The sequence below is a fragment of the Azospirillum sp. SYSU D00513 genome (assembly GCF_017356015.1).
Classification (GTDB): domain Bacteria; phylum Pseudomonadota; class Alphaproteobacteria; order Azospirillales; family Azospirillaceae; genus Azospirillum.
Genome location: NZ_JAFIQV010000003.1, coordinates 234,480 through 251,077, shown reverse-complemented (window position 1 = coordinate 251,077; position 16,598 = coordinate 234,480). Strand labels below are relative to the sequence as shown.

The 16,598-nt window shown below is 69.4% G+C and carries 13 protein-coding genes; 2 read left to right on the top strand and 11 right to left on the bottom strand.

Annotation, left to right across the window (positions count from 1 at the left end; translation table 11 throughout):
* Positions 1–32: 32 nt before the first annotated feature.
* Both JUB11_RS04140 and JUB11_RS04135 read right to left on the bottom strand, forming a co-directional pair.
* The gene (locus JUB11_RS04140) at positions 33–1,532 is read right to left on the bottom strand and encodes a tripartite tricarboxylate transporter permease (protein ID WP_207456374.1); all 1,500 of its coding nucleotides are present in this window, start codon (positions 1,530–1,532) and stop codon (positions 33–35) included.
* Position 1,533: 1 nt separating this feature from the next.
* Positions 1,534–2,034 carry a tripartite tricarboxylate transporter TctB family protein gene (locus tag JUB11_RS04135; RefSeq protein ID WP_207456373.1) on the bottom strand — a complete coding sequence of 167 codons (501 nt, stop codon included), beginning with the start codon at positions 2,032–2,034 and terminating at the stop codon, positions 1,534–1,536.
* A gap of 407 nt (positions 2,035–2,441) precedes the next feature.
* Here JUB11_RS04135 and JUB11_RS04130 point away from each other — a divergent pair, with 407 nt between their 5' ends.
* Positions 2,442–3,458 (top strand): alpha/beta hydrolase, encoded by a 1,017-nt coding sequence (locus JUB11_RS04130; RefSeq protein WP_207456371.1) that lies wholly within the window; start codon positions 2,442–2,444, stop codon positions 3,456–3,458.
* On the opposite strand, the gene JUB11_RS04125 is transcribed toward JUB11_RS04130, so the two are convergent.
* Positions 3,438–3,872 carry a response regulator gene (locus JUB11_RS04125; RefSeq protein ID WP_207456369.1) on the bottom strand — a complete coding sequence of 145 codons (435 nt, stop codon included), beginning with the start codon at positions 3,870–3,872 and terminating at the stop codon, positions 3,438–3,440. The genes JUB11_RS04130 and JUB11_RS04125 overlap by 21 nt on opposite strands.
* A gap of 329 nt (positions 3,873–4,201) precedes the next feature.
* On the opposite strand from JUB11_RS04125, the gene JUB11_RS04120 reads away from it, so the two are divergent.
* Positions 4,202–4,588 (top strand): hypothetical protein, encoded by a 387-nt coding sequence (locus tag JUB11_RS04120; RefSeq protein ID WP_207456367.1) that lies wholly within the window; start codon positions 4,202–4,204, stop codon positions 4,586–4,588.
* Positions 4,589–4,606: 18 nt separating this feature from the next.
* Here the strand turns inward: JUB11_RS04120 and JUB11_RS04115 are convergent, their stop codons facing one another.
* The 8 genes from JUB11_RS04115 to JUB11_RS04080 form a co-directional block, all read right to left on the bottom strand.
* Positions 4,607–6,988 (bottom strand): adenosylcobalamin-dependent ribonucleoside-diphosphate reductase, encoded by a 2,382-nt coding sequence (locus JUB11_RS04115; RefSeq protein WP_207456364.1) that lies wholly within the window; start codon positions 6,986–6,988, stop codon positions 4,607–4,609.
* A gap of 184 nt (positions 6,989–7,172) precedes the next feature.
* Positions 7,173–7,952, bottom strand: a complete 780-nt coding sequence (locus JUB11_RS04110; protein ID WP_207456361.1) for a lysophospholipid acyltransferase family protein — start codon at positions 7,950–7,952, stop codon at positions 7,173–7,175.
* Positions 7,953–8,021: 69 nt separating this feature from the next.
* Entirely contained in the window at positions 8,022–10,901 is a 2,880-nt protein-coding gene (locus JUB11_RS04105; RefSeq protein WP_207456358.1) for a hybrid sensor histidine kinase/response regulator, read from the bottom strand.
* 578 nt (positions 10,902–11,479) lie between these two features.
* The gene (locus JUB11_RS04100) at positions 11,480–11,674 is read right to left on the bottom strand and encodes a hypothetical protein (protein ID WP_207456352.1); all 195 of its coding nucleotides are present in this window, start codon (positions 11,672–11,674) and stop codon (positions 11,480–11,482) included.
* A gap of 154 nt (positions 11,675–11,828) precedes the next feature.
* Entirely contained in the window at positions 11,829–12,206 is a 378-nt protein-coding gene (locus tag JUB11_RS04095; protein WP_207456351.1) for a response regulator, read from the bottom strand.
* Positions 12,203–13,615 (bottom strand): HWE histidine kinase domain-containing protein, encoded by a 1,413-nt coding sequence (locus tag JUB11_RS04090; protein WP_207456350.1) that lies wholly within the window; start codon positions 13,613–13,615, stop codon positions 12,203–12,205. Before JUB11_RS04090 ends, JUB11_RS04095 begins: the two co-directional genes overlap by 4 nt.
* Positions 13,612–14,076, bottom strand: coding sequence for a response regulator (locus JUB11_RS04085; protein ID WP_207456347.1), 465 nt, complete (start codon positions 14,074–14,076; stop codon positions 13,612–13,614). Before JUB11_RS04085 ends, JUB11_RS04090 begins: the two co-directional genes overlap by 4 nt.
* Positions 14,077–14,079: 3 nt before the next feature.
* Positions 14,080–16,329 carry an ATP-binding protein gene (locus JUB11_RS04080; protein ID WP_348771350.1) on the bottom strand — a complete coding sequence of 750 codons (2,250 nt, stop codon included), beginning with the start codon at positions 16,327–16,329 and terminating at the stop codon, positions 14,080–14,082.
* Between the last annotated feature and the right edge of the window lie 269 nt (positions 16,330–16,598).

The following is a 16,598-nucleotide window of genomic DNA, read 5'->3' as shown; positions in this document are numbered from 1 at the left end:
GGTCCGGTCGGACGGGGTGCCGGCGGGGAGGCTCATTCCTGGAAGGCCTCCTCGCGCTTGCGCGAGATGCTGGGGAGCAGGACGATGACGAGCAGCGCCAGCGCCACCAGAAGAAGGCTGAGGCTGATCGGGCGGTTCAGGAACACCAGAGGGTCGCCGCGCGAGATCACCAGCGAGCGGCGCAGGTTCTCCTCCATCAGCGGGCCGAGAACGAAGGCCAGCAGCAGCGGTGCCGTCTCGAAGCCGAGCTTGGCGAAGGCGTAGCCCACCAGCCCGAAGACGGCGACGCCCAGCACGTCCACGTAGGAGTTGTTCACCGAGAACACGCCGATGCAGCAGAACATCAGGATCGCCGGGTAGAGCAGCCGGTAGGGCACCTGCAGCAGCCGCACCCACAGCCCGATCATCGGCAGGTTGATGACCACCAGCATGGCGTTGCCCACCCACATGCTGGCGATCATGCCCCAGAACAGGTCGGGGTTGCTGGTCATCACCTGCGGGCCGGGGATGATGCCCTGGATGGTCATGGCCCCGACCATCAGCGCCATCACCGGGTTGGGCGGGATGCCGAGCGTCAGCAGCGGGATGAAGCTGGTCTGGGCGCCGGCGTTGTTGGCCGACTCCGGCCCGGCGACGCCCTCGATGGCGCCCTTGCCGAAGCGCGAGGGGTCCTGGGCGAGCTTCTTTTCCAGCGTGTAGGAGGCGTAGGGCGCCAGCACGGCGCCATTGCCGGGCAGGATGCCGAGCGCCGAGCCGATGACGGTGCCGCGCAGCACCGGGGCGGCGGACTGCTTGATGTCGGCCCAGGTCGGCAGCAGGCCGCGGATCTTGGTGCCGAGCACGCCGCGCTCCTCCGGGCGCTCCAGGTTGCGGATGATCTCGGCGACGCCGAACAGGCCGATGGCGATGACGGTGAAGTTGATGCCGTCGGCGAGGTGCGGGATGTCGAAGGTGAGGCGCGGCGAGCCGGTCTCGATGTCGGAGCCGACGGTGCCGAGCAGCAGGCCGAGCAGGATCATGGCGACGGCCTTGAGGACGGAGCCGCTGGCGAGCACGGTGGCGCCGACGAGGCCGAGCACCATGAGGGAGAAATACTCCGGCGCGCCGAACTGCTGGGCGACGCCGGCGAGGATGGGGCCGAGCACGGCGACGACGATGGTGGCGACCGATCCGGCGAAGAAGGAGCCGAGTGCGGCCATGCCGAGTGCGGCGCCGGCGCGTCCCTGGCGGGCCATCTGGTGTCCGTCGAGCGTGGTGACGACGGAGGAGGACTCGCCGGGCATGTTGACGAGGATGGCGGTGGTGGAGCCGCCATACTGGGCACCGTAATAGATGCCGGCCAGCATGATGAGGGCGCCGGTGGCGTCGAGGTTGAAGGTGAGCGGCAGGAGCATCGCGATGGTGGCGATGGGCCCGAGGCCGGGCAGCACGCCGATGAGGGTGCCGACCAGGGCGCCGACGAGGCAGAGGCCGAGGTTGAGCGGCGTGAAGGCGACGCCCATGCCGAGCGCCAGGTTGCTGAGGATGTCCATGTCAGAACCTCGGCCAGATCGGCATGGGCAGGCCGAGGGCGATGGGGAAGAGGAGGACCGTGAAGACCAGCAGGCCGACGGCGAAGAGGATGGTTTCCTTCCAGCGCACCTCGGTGGAGCCGAAGGAGCTGAGCAGGACGAGGATGGCGCCGGTCGCGACCAGCCCGAGGGGCCGGATGGCGAAGGCGAAGAAGACGATGGAGCCGAGGATGAAGAGGAGGGGGCGCAGGGCCCAGCCTTCGAGCCTGGGGCCGCGGACGGCGAGCGAGGTGCCGGCGAGCGCCACGCCGCAGGCCGCGATGAGGATGGCGAGCAGGCGGGGGAAGTAGCCCGGCCCCATGCGCACGGCGGTGCCGGTGGCGAGGTCCTGGGTCTGCCAGAACACCAGCAGCGCGATGCCGATCAGCACAAGGCCGCCCGCGAGGTTCTGCGGGCTCTTCACGCCGATTGCGCTCGGCGCGGCTTTCAATCGTGAAATGGTCTGTCCTGTCTGTGCGTGCATCGCCATCCCCCTCTGCCTGTTTGCGTCGCGTGCCGGACGGTGGTTCATGACCCCGCCGGCAATTCGCGCGAGCCATTAGCAACCGGTGTGCCACGCCGAAAAGCGAGGAGCCGCAAGCAGTCAGCGCCTCGAACTGTGTGGATTTCCGCACGGGCGGTGCGCGGGCGTGGGCGAAAAACCGCACAAGGGTTGGGATCGGGTTCCAAAAAAGCGGCATGAGGGACGCGGCCCCAGGGGAGATGAGCCAAGAGGCAGGCTGCATCGAGCCCCAGCTCTGCCCCCGCCTGCTCGTGCAGGAGGACGCCGCCATGCTGCGTGAGCGCTGCTGCCGCCCTGTTGCCGGCGCGGGCACGGAACCTCTCCCGGTTGCCGCAGTTCCCTTGCTGTCCGCATCGAGGGAGAAGTCAGTGAGCAGATCCGAATTGATATCTTCGCGGGGTGCCCAACTGGCGGCCCGCAGGCCGAAGCCCTCGCGGCTCGGAGCGATTCTCGCGGGCTCGGCCGCCGCGCTGGCTGCTGCGGCGGCATACAATGTCTACCGCGCGCGGCGAGCGGAGCGCGACCACCCACCAAGCGGCCGCTTCGTCACGGTCGACGGCGTGCGGCTCCATTACCTGGAGGAGGGCGACGGTTTACCCGTCGTGCTGCTCCACGGCAACGTGGTCACGGCCGAGGACTTCGTCCTGAGCGGCGTCTTCGAGCGGCTTGCCCGCGGTCACCGCGTCATCAGCATCGACCGGCCGGGCTACGGCTATAGCGACCGGCCGCAAGGCTCGGTGTGGACGGCCGCCGCGCAGGCCGGCCTCCTGCGCAAGGCCCTCGACCGGCTCGCTGTCGAACGGCCGGTCGTCGTCGGCCATTCCTGGGGCACCCTGGTGGCTCTGGAACTCGCCCTGGCGCAGCCGGATGCCGTGCGCGGCCTTGTCCTGCTGTCCGGCTACTACAAGCCCACCGTCCGGGCGGACGTGCCGCTCGCCGCCCCGGCGGCGGTCCCGGTCGTCGGCGACCTGCTCCGCTACACGGTCTCGCCCCTGGTCGGCCGGGCGCTGCTGCCCCTGACCCTGAAGGGGATGTTCGCGCCGCTCGAGGTGCCCGCCCGCTTTCAGCGGGAGTTCCCGCGCGACTTCCCCACGAGGCCGGGCCAGATCCGCGCCGAGGCTCAGGATGCAGTGACGATGACGCCGGGCGTGGTCGGGATGGCGGAGCGTGCCCGTGACCTGCGCCTACCCATAACGATCGTGGCGGGCATGGAGGATCTGGTCGTCGGCCACCATGGCCACGCCGAGTGGTTCCATGACCAGCTGCCCGGCAGCACGCTGCACCTGGTGCCCGGAGCGGGCCACATGGTCCATCACGCGGCACCCGATCAGGTCGTCGAGGCGATCGCCGCCATCCCGGCGCAGTCACCATTGGCGGCCGAGTGACCAAAGGACGGGCTCCGGTGCCCTGGTGCCGGAGGCGCTGGCCGGGGCCCCGGCCAGCGCACCCATGGCTGCAACCGCCCGCTCCAGCGCATTTTCCAGGTCGGTGATCCGGAACGGCTTCTCAAGGAACGCCACGGCGCCCGCGGCCTGGGCCTCCTCGGCCAGGGCATGCCCGCTGCACACGATGGCTGGAATGCCGTGCCGGTCCGCCAGCGGCCGGACCGCGGTCAGGCCGTTCGAGCCATCCGCCAGCCAGACATCGACCACCGCCAAGTCCACATGCTCCTCCTCGGCGAAGCGGATCGCGTTCGCGGCGGTGTCGACGATCCCGACGACGCGGTGGCCCAGATCGCCGAGCACGTCGGACAGCATCGCGGCGATGCACGCATCGTCCTCGACAACCAGAATGTCCAAGCCGTTTGGCATCACCACGCTCCCCGTCCAATGATCGCTGCTTGAGGAACATGGACAGCCCGGGAACGGTTGCCGACACCAAGGGGACCTGAGACCCAGGTGTAACATTTTCGTCGCGCTACCCTCCTGGGCGGTTGCGCTCCTCGGGCGCGAACTTGCGGAACAGGCCACAATCCCGGTGTTCGGTCAGCCGCGCGGCCACCCCCTGACGGGACAGCTCAAAACGCCTGCGGCTCCATGGGTCATGACGGTCTCTTTTGGAACTCGATCAAACGCTGCCTGTCGTTGGTGACAGCTGTTCATCCCGAGTCATGACTGGAAACAGAGACATGGGGCAAAATCGCGCGCCGGAGGCACCCTCGAATGAGAGCGAGGCCTATGATTATGACGGGATCTTTCTCGAGGTGGTTCCGGAGGTTCGGACCACTCGGCCGGCGGGGAGTGTCGAACTGACCCGCCGCATCGAACAGGACAAGCACTTGTCCGCCTCGCAAACCGAGCAACGGGTCTGGGTCGTGCTTTTCGAAGACAGCAAGGTTGCGGAGATCACTCCCTCCGGCCAGGGTGCTTGGGTGGTGACGCCGACCCAGAGCATCGTGCCGTACCGCGTGACCCGCTCCTTCAACGGCGCCTTGAGCGCGATCGCGGAAGGGTTGAGGCGCCTTGCCCACAAGCAGACCGGCGCCCAGATGCTTGGCCGTCATACAGGACGGTGACGGCGGGTGCAGGGCTGATCACCCCGAACATTTCGAATAGCCGCAGGACAGGCAACTGTCGCAGCCTTCCTGGCGGATGAGCGTCGGCTGGCCGCATTTCGGGCATTGCTGGGCGCGCGGTGCCTCGCCCTGACCTGCAGTCTGGGGGCCGGCATGCTGGTGGCCGCCCTGCCCTTCCGCCTCCGCATGGGAGGCAGCGTGCGGGGCCTCGCCCACGGCGCGGCGCGCGGCCTCCGGCAGCAGCGTGTCCTGCTCCGGCAGCACGCCGACGGTCTTCATGTGCCGTTCGATCACGTCGCCGATGGCCGCCAGGAGCGACGGCACGTAGCGGCCGTTCATCCAGGCGCCGCCGCGCGGGTCGAAGACGGCCTTCAGTTCCTCCACCACGAAGCTGACATCGCCGCCGCGCCGGAACACGGCCGAGATCATGCGCGTCAGCGCGACGGTCCAGGCGTAATGCTCCATGTTCTTGGAGTTGATGAAGACCTCGAAGGGGCGGCGCCGGCCGCCCTCGACGATGTCGTTGATGGTGATGTACATGGCGTGGTCGCTGTCCGGCCAGCGCACCTTGTAGGTTTCGCCGGGCAGAGCCTCCGGTCGGTCGAGCGGCCTGGTCATGTAGACGACGGCACCGGGCTCGCCGCGCGGCACCGCGGCCTCCGCGCCTGCCGGTTCCGGGGCGGGAGAGGCGGCGGGCGCCTCCTCCTTCTTCACGGTGAGGACCGAGCCGGTCACCGCGTTCGGGCGGTAGGTCGTGCAGCCCTTGCAGCCCGTCTCGTAGGCCTGCCCGTAGACGTCCTTGAAGGTCTCGAAGGGCAGGTCCTCCGGGCAGTTGATGGTCTTGGAGATGCTGCTGTCCACATGCCTCTGCGCGGCCGCCTGCATCACCACATGCTCCTGCGGCGACAGGGTCTGCGCGTCGGCGAAATAGTCCGGCAGCGGGGCGTCCGGCCCGAACTTCGCGCGGAACAGCCGGTAGGCGTGGTCGCTCACCTCCTCCGTCCGGCGCGTGCCGTCGGGCATCAGCACCGACCGCTCGTAGCGGTAGGAGAAGACCGGCTCGATGCCCGACGACACGTTGTCCGCGAAGAGCGAGATCGTCCCGGTCGGCGCGATGGAGGTCAGCAGCGCGTTGCGGATGCCGTGCCGCCCGATCAGCTCGCGCACGTCCTCGTCCAGCGCCTGCACCATCGGGGCGGCCAGATAGGCGTCGCGGTCATAGAGCGGAAAGGGCCCCTTCTCCGCCGCGATCAGGGCCGACGCCCGGTAGGCCTCGTTCTGAATCGTCCCGAGCCACGCTTCGGTGGCGGCCACCGCACCCTCGCCGCCGTAGCGCAGGCGGCAGAGCAAGAGCGCGTCGGCCAGCCCGGTGACGCCCAGCCCGATGCGGCGCTTCGCCCTGGCCTCGCGCGCCTGCTCCTCCAACGGGAAGCGCGACGCGTCCACGACGTTGTCCATCATCCGCACGGCCGTCGCCACCAGCGCCTTCAGCCGCGCGACGTCGAGCCGCGCCGTCTCCTCGAACGGGTCCAGCACCAGGGCCGCGAGGTTGATGGAGCCGAGCAGGCAGGCGCCATAAGGGGGCAACGGCTGTTCGCCGCAAGGATTAGTTGCAGAAATATCCTCCACGTACCGCAGGTTGTTCTTGTCATTGATGCGGTCGATGAAGATCACGCCGGGTTCGGCGTAGGCGTAGGTGGCCTGCATGATACGGTCCCACAGGTCGCGGGCGCGCAGAGTGCGGAAAACATGGCCCTCGAAGACCAGGGGCCAGGGACGGTCTTCCTTCACCGCCTCCATGAAGGCGTCGGTGACCAGGACCGACAGGTTGAACATGCGCAGCCGGCCGGGCTCGCGCTTGGCGTCGATGAAGGCCTCAATGTCCGGGTGGTCGCAGCGCAGGGTCGCCATCATGGCGCCGCGCCGGGCGCCGGCGGACATGATGGTGCGGCACATGCTGTCCCAGACGTCCATGAAGGACAGCGGGCCGGACGCGTCGGCGCCGACGCCGCGCACCGGAGCGCCCTTGGGCCGCAGGGTGGAGAAGTCGTATCCGATGCCGCCGCCCTGCTGCATGGTCAGGGCAGCCTCGCGCAGATGGGCGAAGATGGAACCGAGGTCGTCCTCGATGCGGCCCATGACGAAGCAGTTGAACAGCGTCACCGAACGGCCGGTGCCGGCGCCGGCCAGGATGCGGCCGGCGGGCAGGAACTCGAAACTGGACAGCGCGTCGTAGAAGTGCGGCTCCCATGCGCAGGGCTCCGCCTCGACCGAGGCGAGGGCGCGGGCGACGCGCCGCCAGCTGTCCTCGACCGTGCCGTCGATGGGCTCGCCCTCGGCGGTCTTGAAGCGGTACTTCATGTCCCAGATCTGCTGGGAAATGGCGGCGATGCCCGGCATGCGATCTCCTGACGCCGTCGCGGCGGCGCCGGGCGCCCGCTCCGCGATCGGCACACAAACGTCCGAACCGGACACACTAGGCCGCGCTACCCGAGGGGTCAAGCCGGCCGTTCCTTTTACGTTCTGGTCATGGCATGACCATTCCGCATCCCGCCCTCATGCATCTACACCTGCGGTTCCGCCCTCATGGTTCCGAGGTCGCGAGCGCGGCCGCCGGAGCCGCCGCGGGGGGACGCGGCGTGGGCGGGCCGCCGGCGGCCACGACGATCCGGTCGGTGGCCTCCTCCAGCCGCTCCTCCAGCAGGCGCATGGCCTCGGCTCGCGGCAGGCCGGCGGGGATCGGGGGCAGGAACTCCACCACCACCGTGCCCGGCCGCTTCAGAAAGCTGCGGCGCGGCCAGTAGAGCCCGGCGTTCAGCGCCATCGGGACGATGGGGATCTCCAGCGTCTCGTAAAGCACGCCCACCCCGACGCGGTAGGGGCGGTAATCGCCGGGTGCCACCCGCGTCCCCTGGGGGAAGATCACGATGGGGCGGCCCTCGTCGCGCACCGGCGTGGCGTTGCGGGTGAGCGAGGCGATGGCGCGGCCGCGCGCCCCACGGTCGACCGGGATCATGCGCGCCTTGGCCGCGTACCAGCCCCAGATCGGGATCCGCATCAGTTCGCGCTTCAGCACCACGGCCGGATCCTCCACCAGCAGGTGGAGCTTCATGGTCTCCCAGGCCGACTGGTGCTTGGCGGCGAGGATGTAGGAGCCGGAGCGCGGCAGATGCTCCCGCCCCCGCACCTCGTAGCGGATGCCCACGATCACGCGCTCCATCCAGGCGACCGTGCGCAGGTACCAGACGACCACGCGGATCATCCGCTCGCGCGGAAGCAGCAGCATCCACAGGAGGGCGAAGCACATCAGCGCGGTCCAGAGATTGAACGCGACGTTGAAGAGAAGGGAACGCAGGAGGATCATGCGCGGACGGTCTCGAAATTCATGCGGCACCGGAAAGGCGATAGCACGGGACGGGGGATCGGCGGAAGGCTACAGCCCCTCCAGCATGGCGCGGATGCGCGCCGCCAGCGCGTCCATGGCGAAGGGCTTGGTGATCAGCTCCATGCCGGGCTCCAGGAATCCCTCGGCCAGGGTGGCGTTCTCCGCGTAGCCCGTCATGAACAGCACCGGGAGGCCAGGCCGGTCCCGGCGCGCGGCGTCGGCGACCTGGCGGCCGTTCAATCCCGGCAGGCCCATGTCGGTGACCAGCAGGTCGATGCGGCGCCTCGACTGGAGCAGCCGCAGCCCGTCCGGCCCGTCCGCGGCTTCCAGCGCGCGGTAGCCGCTTTCCTCCAGCAGTTCGACGATCAGGCCGCGCACGACCGCCTCGTCCTCGACCACCAGCACGACCTCCCCGCTGGCGGACGGCCGTTCCCCGCGCGGGTCCTCCGCCGGATCCTCCGGCGCGGCATCCGGCGGCTCTTCCCCGTCCTGGTGGCGCGGCAGGTAGAGCGCCACGGACGTTCCCCGGCCCGGCTCGCTGTCGATCGCGGCATGGCCCTCGGACTGCCGGCAGAAGCCGTAGATCATCGACAGCCCGAGACCAGTTCCCTGCCCGGTCGGCTTGGTCGTGAAGAAGGGGTCGAAGGCGCGGGCCGCCACGTCCGGCGTCATGCCGCTGCCCGTGTCGGTGACGCGGATGCGGACATAGCGGCCGGGCCGGAGGTCGCGCGCCCGCGCCGCGCCATCGCCGTTCCCGCCGATCTCGTTCCCGCCGATTTGGGCGTTGCCGGTTTCGATGGTCAGCCGCCCGCCGTCCGGCATGGCGTCGCGGGCGTTGATGGCGAGGTTGAGGATCGCGTTCTCAAGCTGGTTCGCGTCGCACTTCGTCAGCCACAGCCCCTCCGCGAGGACGAAATCGATCCGGAAGCGCTCGCCCATCGTGCGGCGCAGCAGATCCTCCATGGAGGCGAGGAGCTGGTTGGCCTGAACCGGGCGCGGGTCGAGAGGCTGGCGGCGGGAGAAGGCCAGCAGCCGGTGCGTCAGGGCTGCGGCGCGGTTGGCCGAGGCCATGGCGCCGGTGAGAAAGCGCTCGACCTCCCCCGTGCGGCCCTGCGACAGGCGCTTGCCCACCAGTTCCAGCGAGCCGACGATCCCCTGGACGAGGTTGTTGAAGTCGTGCGCGATGCCGCCGGTCAGCTGCCCGATGGCTTCCATCTTCTGGGACTGGCGGAGCTGCTCCTCGGCGCGTTCACGCTCCGCGACCTCGCCGCGCAGCCGCTCCAGCGCCAGTTCAAGCGCGTGGGTGCGCTGGCGGACCAGCGCCTCCAGCTCCTCGCGCGACCGTGCCAGCGTCTCGCGCGCCTCGACGATGTCCTGGATGTCGGTGCAGGTGCCGAACCAGCGCGTGACCGCGCCCGCCGGGCCGCGCACGGGCTGGGCGCGGCCGAGCACCCAGCGGTAGCGTCCGGAATGGTGGCGCAGCCGGTATTCGATCCGGTAGGGCTCGCCCGTCTCCAGGCTGTGCCGCCAGGCGGCCCAGGCCCGTTCCCGGTCGTCGGGATGGAACATGCCGTTCCAGCCCTCGCCGTCGGTGGCGCCATCCGGCATGCCCGTGTACTCGTACCAACGCCGGTTGTAGTAATCGTGGAATCCGTCCGGCCGCGCCGACCAGATCATCTGGTCGATGGAATCGGTGATGGCGCGGAAACGCGCGTCGCTCTCGGCCAGCGCCGCCTCGGCGCGCTTGCGCTCCTCGATGTCCACGGCCAGGACGAAGACGCCGTCGACGGCGCCGTCTGCCCGGCGCCGGGGGATGTATTCGATCTGCGCCTGCCGCCACTGCCCGTCCCGGTAGGGCAAGGGCGCGTCGAAGGCGAGATGCTCGCCCGCGAAGGCCCGGTCGAAGAAGACCGCGCGATAGCCGTAGGCCGCCTCCCCCAGCACCTCGCGGACCGGATGGTCGAGGATCTCCGCCGCGGGCCTGCCGAACCAGGACTCGTAGGACCGGTTGATGAAGCGGTAGACGCGGTCGGTGTCGACATAGGAGATCAGGATCGGCAGGGAATCGGCAAGGATCCGGAACTCCTCCACGGCCTTGCGCGCCTCTTCCTCCGCTCCCTTCCGTTCCGACACGTCGAGCGTCACGCCCGGGAAACGGACCGGCCGGCCGGAGCCGTCGTAATGGCAGCGTCCCCGCGAATGCACCCAGCGGACCGTGCCGTCCGGCTGGAGCAGACGGTATTCCTGCGCGTAGTCGGCCCGCGTCTCCACCGCGTCCCGGATGGCGGCCTCGACGCGGGGCCGGTCGGCGGGGTGAATGGCGGCGGTGAAAAACCGGATCGGCGCGCCGGCCGCGGCGGCGGCCGGATCCACGGAGAAGAGCCGCGCGTAGCCGGCGTTCGCGAAGACCCGGTCGCCCGCCACGTTCCAGTCCCAGGTTCCCACCCCTTCCGCCGCTTCCAGCGCGAACTGAAGCCTTTCCTCGCTCGCGCGCAGCGCGGCCTCGCCCCTCACCTTTTCCGTCGTTTCGGTGCAGGCGCAGAAGATGCCCGCGATCCGTCCCCTCTCGTCCCGCACGGGGGTGTAGGAAAACGAGAAATGCGCCTCCTCCGGATGGCCGTTCCGGTGCAGGGTCAGGGCGAGGTCGTCGATGTGGATGGACTCGCCCGCGAGGCTGCGGGCGACGAACGGTTCCAGGATGTGCCAGGCGTCGAACCACAGCTCCCGTAGGGGCAAGCCGAGCCCGGCCGGATGCCGTCCCCCGCAGATGACGGCATAGCCGTCGTTGTAGAGCGCGGTGAGGTCCCTTCCCCAGACGAGGGTCATCGGCTGGCTGGAGCCGAGCATAACGCCCACAAGCGTGCGCAGGGGCTGGGGCCACAGGTCCGGCGGGCCAAGGGGATTGGCCGCCCAGTCGAAGGCACGCATGAGCCGGCCCGTCTCCCCTCCTCCACTGAGGAAATCCGGAGCGGCTGCGGGGACCTTCCCGCGCGTTCCGACGCCGTCCATCCTTCAGGCGCGCCCGTGGAGGGCCGGTGCCGCCGGGCACCGGTTCCCGGCGAGCCGGATGGAAACATTCGTCTGGACGTGCGTGGGCATGCCCCACCCCTGCCGGCTCTTTGGACCTGTCCCTTTGTAGCACAGGCCAGCACGGCGGGGTGGCCCGCGATGGCGGGCCGGCGCTCTCCAAAAAGCCTTATGCCGGTTCGGGCTTTGGTTCCGGCCGACTTGGCCGCGGTTCGGCGGCGGCCTGGCTCTTCTGCCCTTCGGGCGGATGGCGCCGCGTGAAGTCGGGCGGCTCGCAATGCCCGAACTGTCCGGGAGCCCTCCCGATCCTGTCCTGCCCGCGCTCCTGGTCCTGCTTGCGCTCAACGCCCATGGCCGGCCTCCCGAGCCGCTGTTCCCGGAAAGGTCAACAGCGCGCCGGGCCGCCCGTCACGCGGACGGCGGCCGATGGACAAAGCGGGCAGCGGATGGCAAGTGGAGCATGGACGGTGGCGGGTGTTTCAGCGGGACTGCCGCCGTTCCTGCGCCGGTTCCTCGGGGCGTTCCGCCTCCGCCTTCAGCAGCATGCCGATCAGGGCTCTTTCCACGCGGATGAGCTGACGGCGCAGGTCCACGCTGCCCGAACCGCGGCTGCTTTCGCGGATCTTCCAAATCGCCCGATGTATCGCCGACAGGCTGGCTGTGTCGAACGGCATGACCCTTCGCCTTGCTGCGCAAGCTCTGCCGGTGAGCATAGATCGAAGGTATGAATAATTAGTTGAGCATTTTCTGCTTTGCCGCAATCGGCGCGCGCATACCCACTTATGCCACAGATTTGTGACAGAGATGGTCCACTCCAGGGCTCCCCGGTCACGCCCCGGCCGAGAGGATGTGCCGGGACAGGGCGCGCACGAGGTCGGAGTCGGTGAAGGGTTTGGGCAGCACGGGGCGTCCGCGGTGGTTTTCCGGCAGGCCGTCGGCCCCGTGCCCCGTGGTGAAGACGAAAGGTATGCCGCCGGCGGCCAGCCGGTCGGCGACGGCGTCCACCCGTTCGCCGCGCAGATTGACGTCGAGCAGGGCAGCGTCGAAGCCGCCGGATTCGACGAGGCCCAGCGCCTTGGAAACCGAACCCGCCGGCCCGACGATCCGCACGCCCATCTCCTCCAGCGTGTCCTCGATGCTCATGGCGACCAGCGGTTCGTCCTCGACGACGAGCAGGGTCAGGGACGACAGGGCCGAATGGCTCATTGAAGGCTCACGCGCAACGACAGGGGGATGGCGAGCTTGCAGCGCACGCCGGCGGGGTCGAAATCCAGGAAGACCTCGCCGTCCAGCTCATGGGCGAGGCCGCGTTCGAGCAGGCGGGAGCCGAAGCCGCGGCGGCGCGGCACGGCGACGCGCGGGCCGCCGCTTTCCTTCCAGGCCAGCTCCAGCGTCGGGACCGAACGGTCGGTGACGGACCAGGCCAGTTCCACCTGCCCGCTTCCGACCGACAGCGCGCCGTATTTGGCGGCGTTGGTGGCCAGCTCGTGGAAGGCGAGGTGCAGCGACACGGCAACGCCGGTGGACAGCAGCACCGGCGGCCCGTCGATGCGCACCCGGCCGGCCCCCTGGTGCGGCTCCAGCGTGAGCGCCACGATCTCGTCGAGCGAGGCACCCTGCCATTGCTGCCGCGTCAGCAGGTCATGGGCCTGCGCCAGCGCCTGGAGGCGCGACTGAAAGGAGGACCGGAACAGCTCCGGCGATTCCGCCGACCGCAGCGTCTGAGTGGCGATGGACTGGACCATGGCCAGCGTGTTCTTCACGCGGTGGTTCAGCTCCTCCAACAGGAGGCGCTGGCGCTCCTCCGCCCGCTTGCGCTCGGTCACGTCCAGCGAAATGCCGGCCATGCGGGCCGGCGTGCCGTCCTCGGCGTAGCTCGCCCGCCCGCGCACCTGGATCCAGTGCACGCTGCCGTCCGGCCAGACGTTGCGGTATTCGACGTCCAGCTCCTCGCCGGTGTCGATGGCGCGCTTCACCTTGGCCTTCTGGTGGGGCAGGTCGTCGGGCAGGACCCGGGCGAGCAGCGCGCCGTAGCTCGACAGCTCGCTCGCCTGCGACAGGCCGAAATTGGCGGCGCAGATCTCCGAGGCCTGCATGCGCCCGGTCCGCAGGTCGATGTCCCAGGAACCGAGCCGCCCGGCCTGGAGCGCGAAATGAAGCTGCTCCTCGCTGGCGTGCAGCGCCCGGCCGGTGTTGCGCAGCGCGTCGCGGTCGCGCGCCTCGACGAGCGCCCGCCGGGCGACGAGCTGGAGGCGCTCCATGCGCAGCTTCACGACATAGTCGGTCGCACCCTGCTTCATCGCCTCGATGGCCGTCTCCTCGCCGAGCAGGCCGGAGACGAAGATGAAGGGCGTCATGGGCATCCGCGCGCGCGCCACGGCCAGCGCCGACATGCCGTCGAAATCGGGCAGGTCGAAGTCGGACAGGATCAGGTCGAACCGCTCCCCGCTCTCCATCGCGGCGAGGAAGGCGTGCCGTCCCCCGACATGCCGGATCTCGAAGGCGAAGCCGTCGATGAGGCTCAGATGCTCGCGCACGAGGTCCGCGTCGATCGCGCTGTCCTCAAGCAGCAGCACCCGGCAATGCGCGAGGCCGCCGCCGTCCAGCGGACTCATGAGCGCACGTCCCGGAGGCGGTGGCTGCCCGGCGGCGGCTCGTTCAGGATGGCCCAGAAGCTGCCCAGGTCGCGGATGGCGTCGAAGAACTCCTTGAAGCCGACCGGCTTCACGACGAAGGCGTTCACGCCGAGATGGTAGCTGCGCACCAGATCCTTCTCCTCCTGCGAGGAGGTCAGCATGACGACCGGGATCTGGCGGGTGTTGGGGTCGGACTTGATGCGCTGGAGCACCTCGATGCCGTCTATCTTCGGCAGCTTGATGTCCAGGATGATGACCGCCGGCCGCTTGATCCCGGTCGGGGGCGGGCCGTCCGCGGGGAGCAGGTAATCCAGCGCCTCCGCCCCGTCACGGGCGACCAATATGTCGTTGGCGAGCTGGGCTTCCTCGAAGGCCGCGAGCGTCAGCTCGAGATCCTTGGGATTGTCCTCGACCAGCAGGATGGGCTTCAGCTCGGCCATGGATCACCTCTGGCTCTGTGCGGCGGATAATCGCGGAAGCGAGAAGAAGAAAGCCGCACCCTTGCCGGGCTGGCCCTCGGCGCGGGCGCTGCCGCCGTGCCGCTCGACGATGCGGCGCACGTTGGCGAGACCGATGCCGATGCCCTCGAACTCCTCCTCGCGGTGGAGGCGCTGGAAGACCCCGAACAGCTTGTGGGCGTAGGCCATGTCGAATCCGGTCCCGTTGTCCCGCACGAAGAACTCGACCACGTCGGGCGCCGTGCGGCTTCCGACCTCGATCACCGGGTCGGGACGGTTGCGCGTGTATTTGATGGCGTTCGACAGCAGGTTCTGCATCACCAGCCGGATCATGGTCGGGTCGCCGGACACCTCCGGCAGCTCGGCCACCGACCATTGGATGGACCGGTCGCCGGCCTCGGGCGCCAGGAGGCGCCGCACCTCGGCCACGAGCTTGTTCATGTCGATCGGCACGACCGCCAGCGACGCGCGCCCGAGCTGGGAGAAGTGCAGCAGCCCGTCCACGAGGTGGCCGGCGGAGCTGGCCGCGTCGATGATCGTGTTCAGATAATGCTGCTCGCGCGCGTCGAGCTTGCCGGCGGCGCGGGCGCGCAGCAGCTCGGCGTAGCTGGTGACGTGCCGGAAGGGCGCCCGCAGGTCGTGGGAGACCGAGTAGGAGAAGGCGGCCAGCTCGCTGTTGCTGCGCTGAAGCTCGATGTTCAGGGCGGCCATCTCCTCCGCCTTGCGCAGCACGATGCCGACGATGGCGTTGCGGAAATCGCGCGCGGCCTCGATCTCGCTGGCGCGCCAGGGCAGCGCCTGGAGCCGCACCGTTTCCTTCCAGGTTTCGAAGGAGGTTCGCGGCGACAGGCGCGATCCGGACCCCGCTGCCGGTTTGTGGGGGTCGCCGCCCCACTTCACCGTCTGGATGACCTCCGGCCGGAACCAGAGCACGTAGCTCGGGTGGAGCTGCGAGATGGGAATGGCCAACAGGCCGCTGGCCGTGTCCTTGTGCTTCTCCGCTTCCGGCATCAGGGAGGCGAGCGAGTCGGTCACGAAGAGATCCTGATGGCCGGCCTCGACCAGGCGCCGCGCGATGCGGCGCACGACGCCTTCCGCGGGAGTGCGGCCGACCAAGTGACAGCCGTCCTCGAACAGGACGGCAGCACCCTCCGCCCCCACCAGCTCAAGCAGGTCGTCGCTGTCGTCGATCAGCCCGTCCACGAAATGCTCGGCCGCCGCCATGTGGGCGAGCAGGCGCGCCTCGATCCCCTTCAGCCGGATGCGGCGCTCCGCCTCCCCGCCGCGGTCCAGCGCCGCCATCTGGATCGAGAGGACCTGACCCAGCAGGTCGCAGGCGGTCCGGACGGCGAAGGACACCTGGCGCGGGTCGGCATGATGACAGGAGATCAGCCCCCACAGCCGGTCGCCGTCCATCACCGAGATCGACATGGAGGCGGCGGTGCCCATGTTCCGCATGTATTCCAGATGGACCGGCGACACGCTGCGCAGGACGGAATAGCTGAGGTCCAGCGGAGCATCGCCCTCCCCGCCGCGGGCCAGGATGGGCACCGGCCGGTAGCGCGCGTCCACGATCAGCCGCAGCCGGTTGAGCGCGTAGAGCCGCCGCGCCTGCGCGGGAATGTCGGAGGCGGGAAAGCGCAGGTCCAGGTAGGAGGGAAGCCGTTCGTTGCGGTCCTCGGCGATGACGGTGCCGTTCCAGGTCTCGTCGAAGCGGTAGACCATGACCCGGTCGAAGCCGGTCAGCCTGCGGACCTCGACGGCGGTCCGGGTCATCAGGTCGTCGAGGTTCAACGCGCTCTGGAGCTGGTCGATGCCCTGCCGCAGCTGGGGATAGAGGGCCTCCAGGCTTCGGGCGCCCTCGGCGGGCAGATCCTCCAGCTCCAGGATGGTCCGGCCGTCCGACCGGTGCGCGATGGCCTGAAAGCCGCCTCCGGGCAGATGGACGATGCCGAGCTGCACCGGCTCCCGCGCTGGGACGCGCTTCAGTCCCTGGAGCAGCTCGGCCCCGGCCGCCCCCGTCACAAGGCTTTCCACCGGACGGCCGAAAGCGCCGTCCAGCCCGATCCCGAGCGCCTCGCCGGCCTGTGCGCTGGCCCGAACCAGATGCAGGCCGTCTCCCTCCAGCACCAGCATATGGCCATGGGGCTGGATGCTTCCGGGAATATGGATCGGCTCGCGTGCGCAGGCGCTGAGGTCGGGGGCCGGCAAGTGGGAGGGCGAAGACGGAATCACTGGCGGAACACGGCCCTTGTCTTGGGGTTTGCCTTGAGGGTTCCGCCTTACGGCGCCCCGCTCCCCCGGCACCGCCGCGGACGCGTGGCGCTCTCGGCGATGCCACGGCATGGCAGCGCCGGCAAGTTAACACCCGGAAGGTCCAAGAGCAAATTCATTGAGCAGCCCGCCGAATGCCGTCGCCAAGCCTATCCTGTCGAAAAACAGGACAACACTTCCAGGGCTTGACTTCCCATGGCGCTGGTCCAGCGGCTCAGCTACTGCACGGA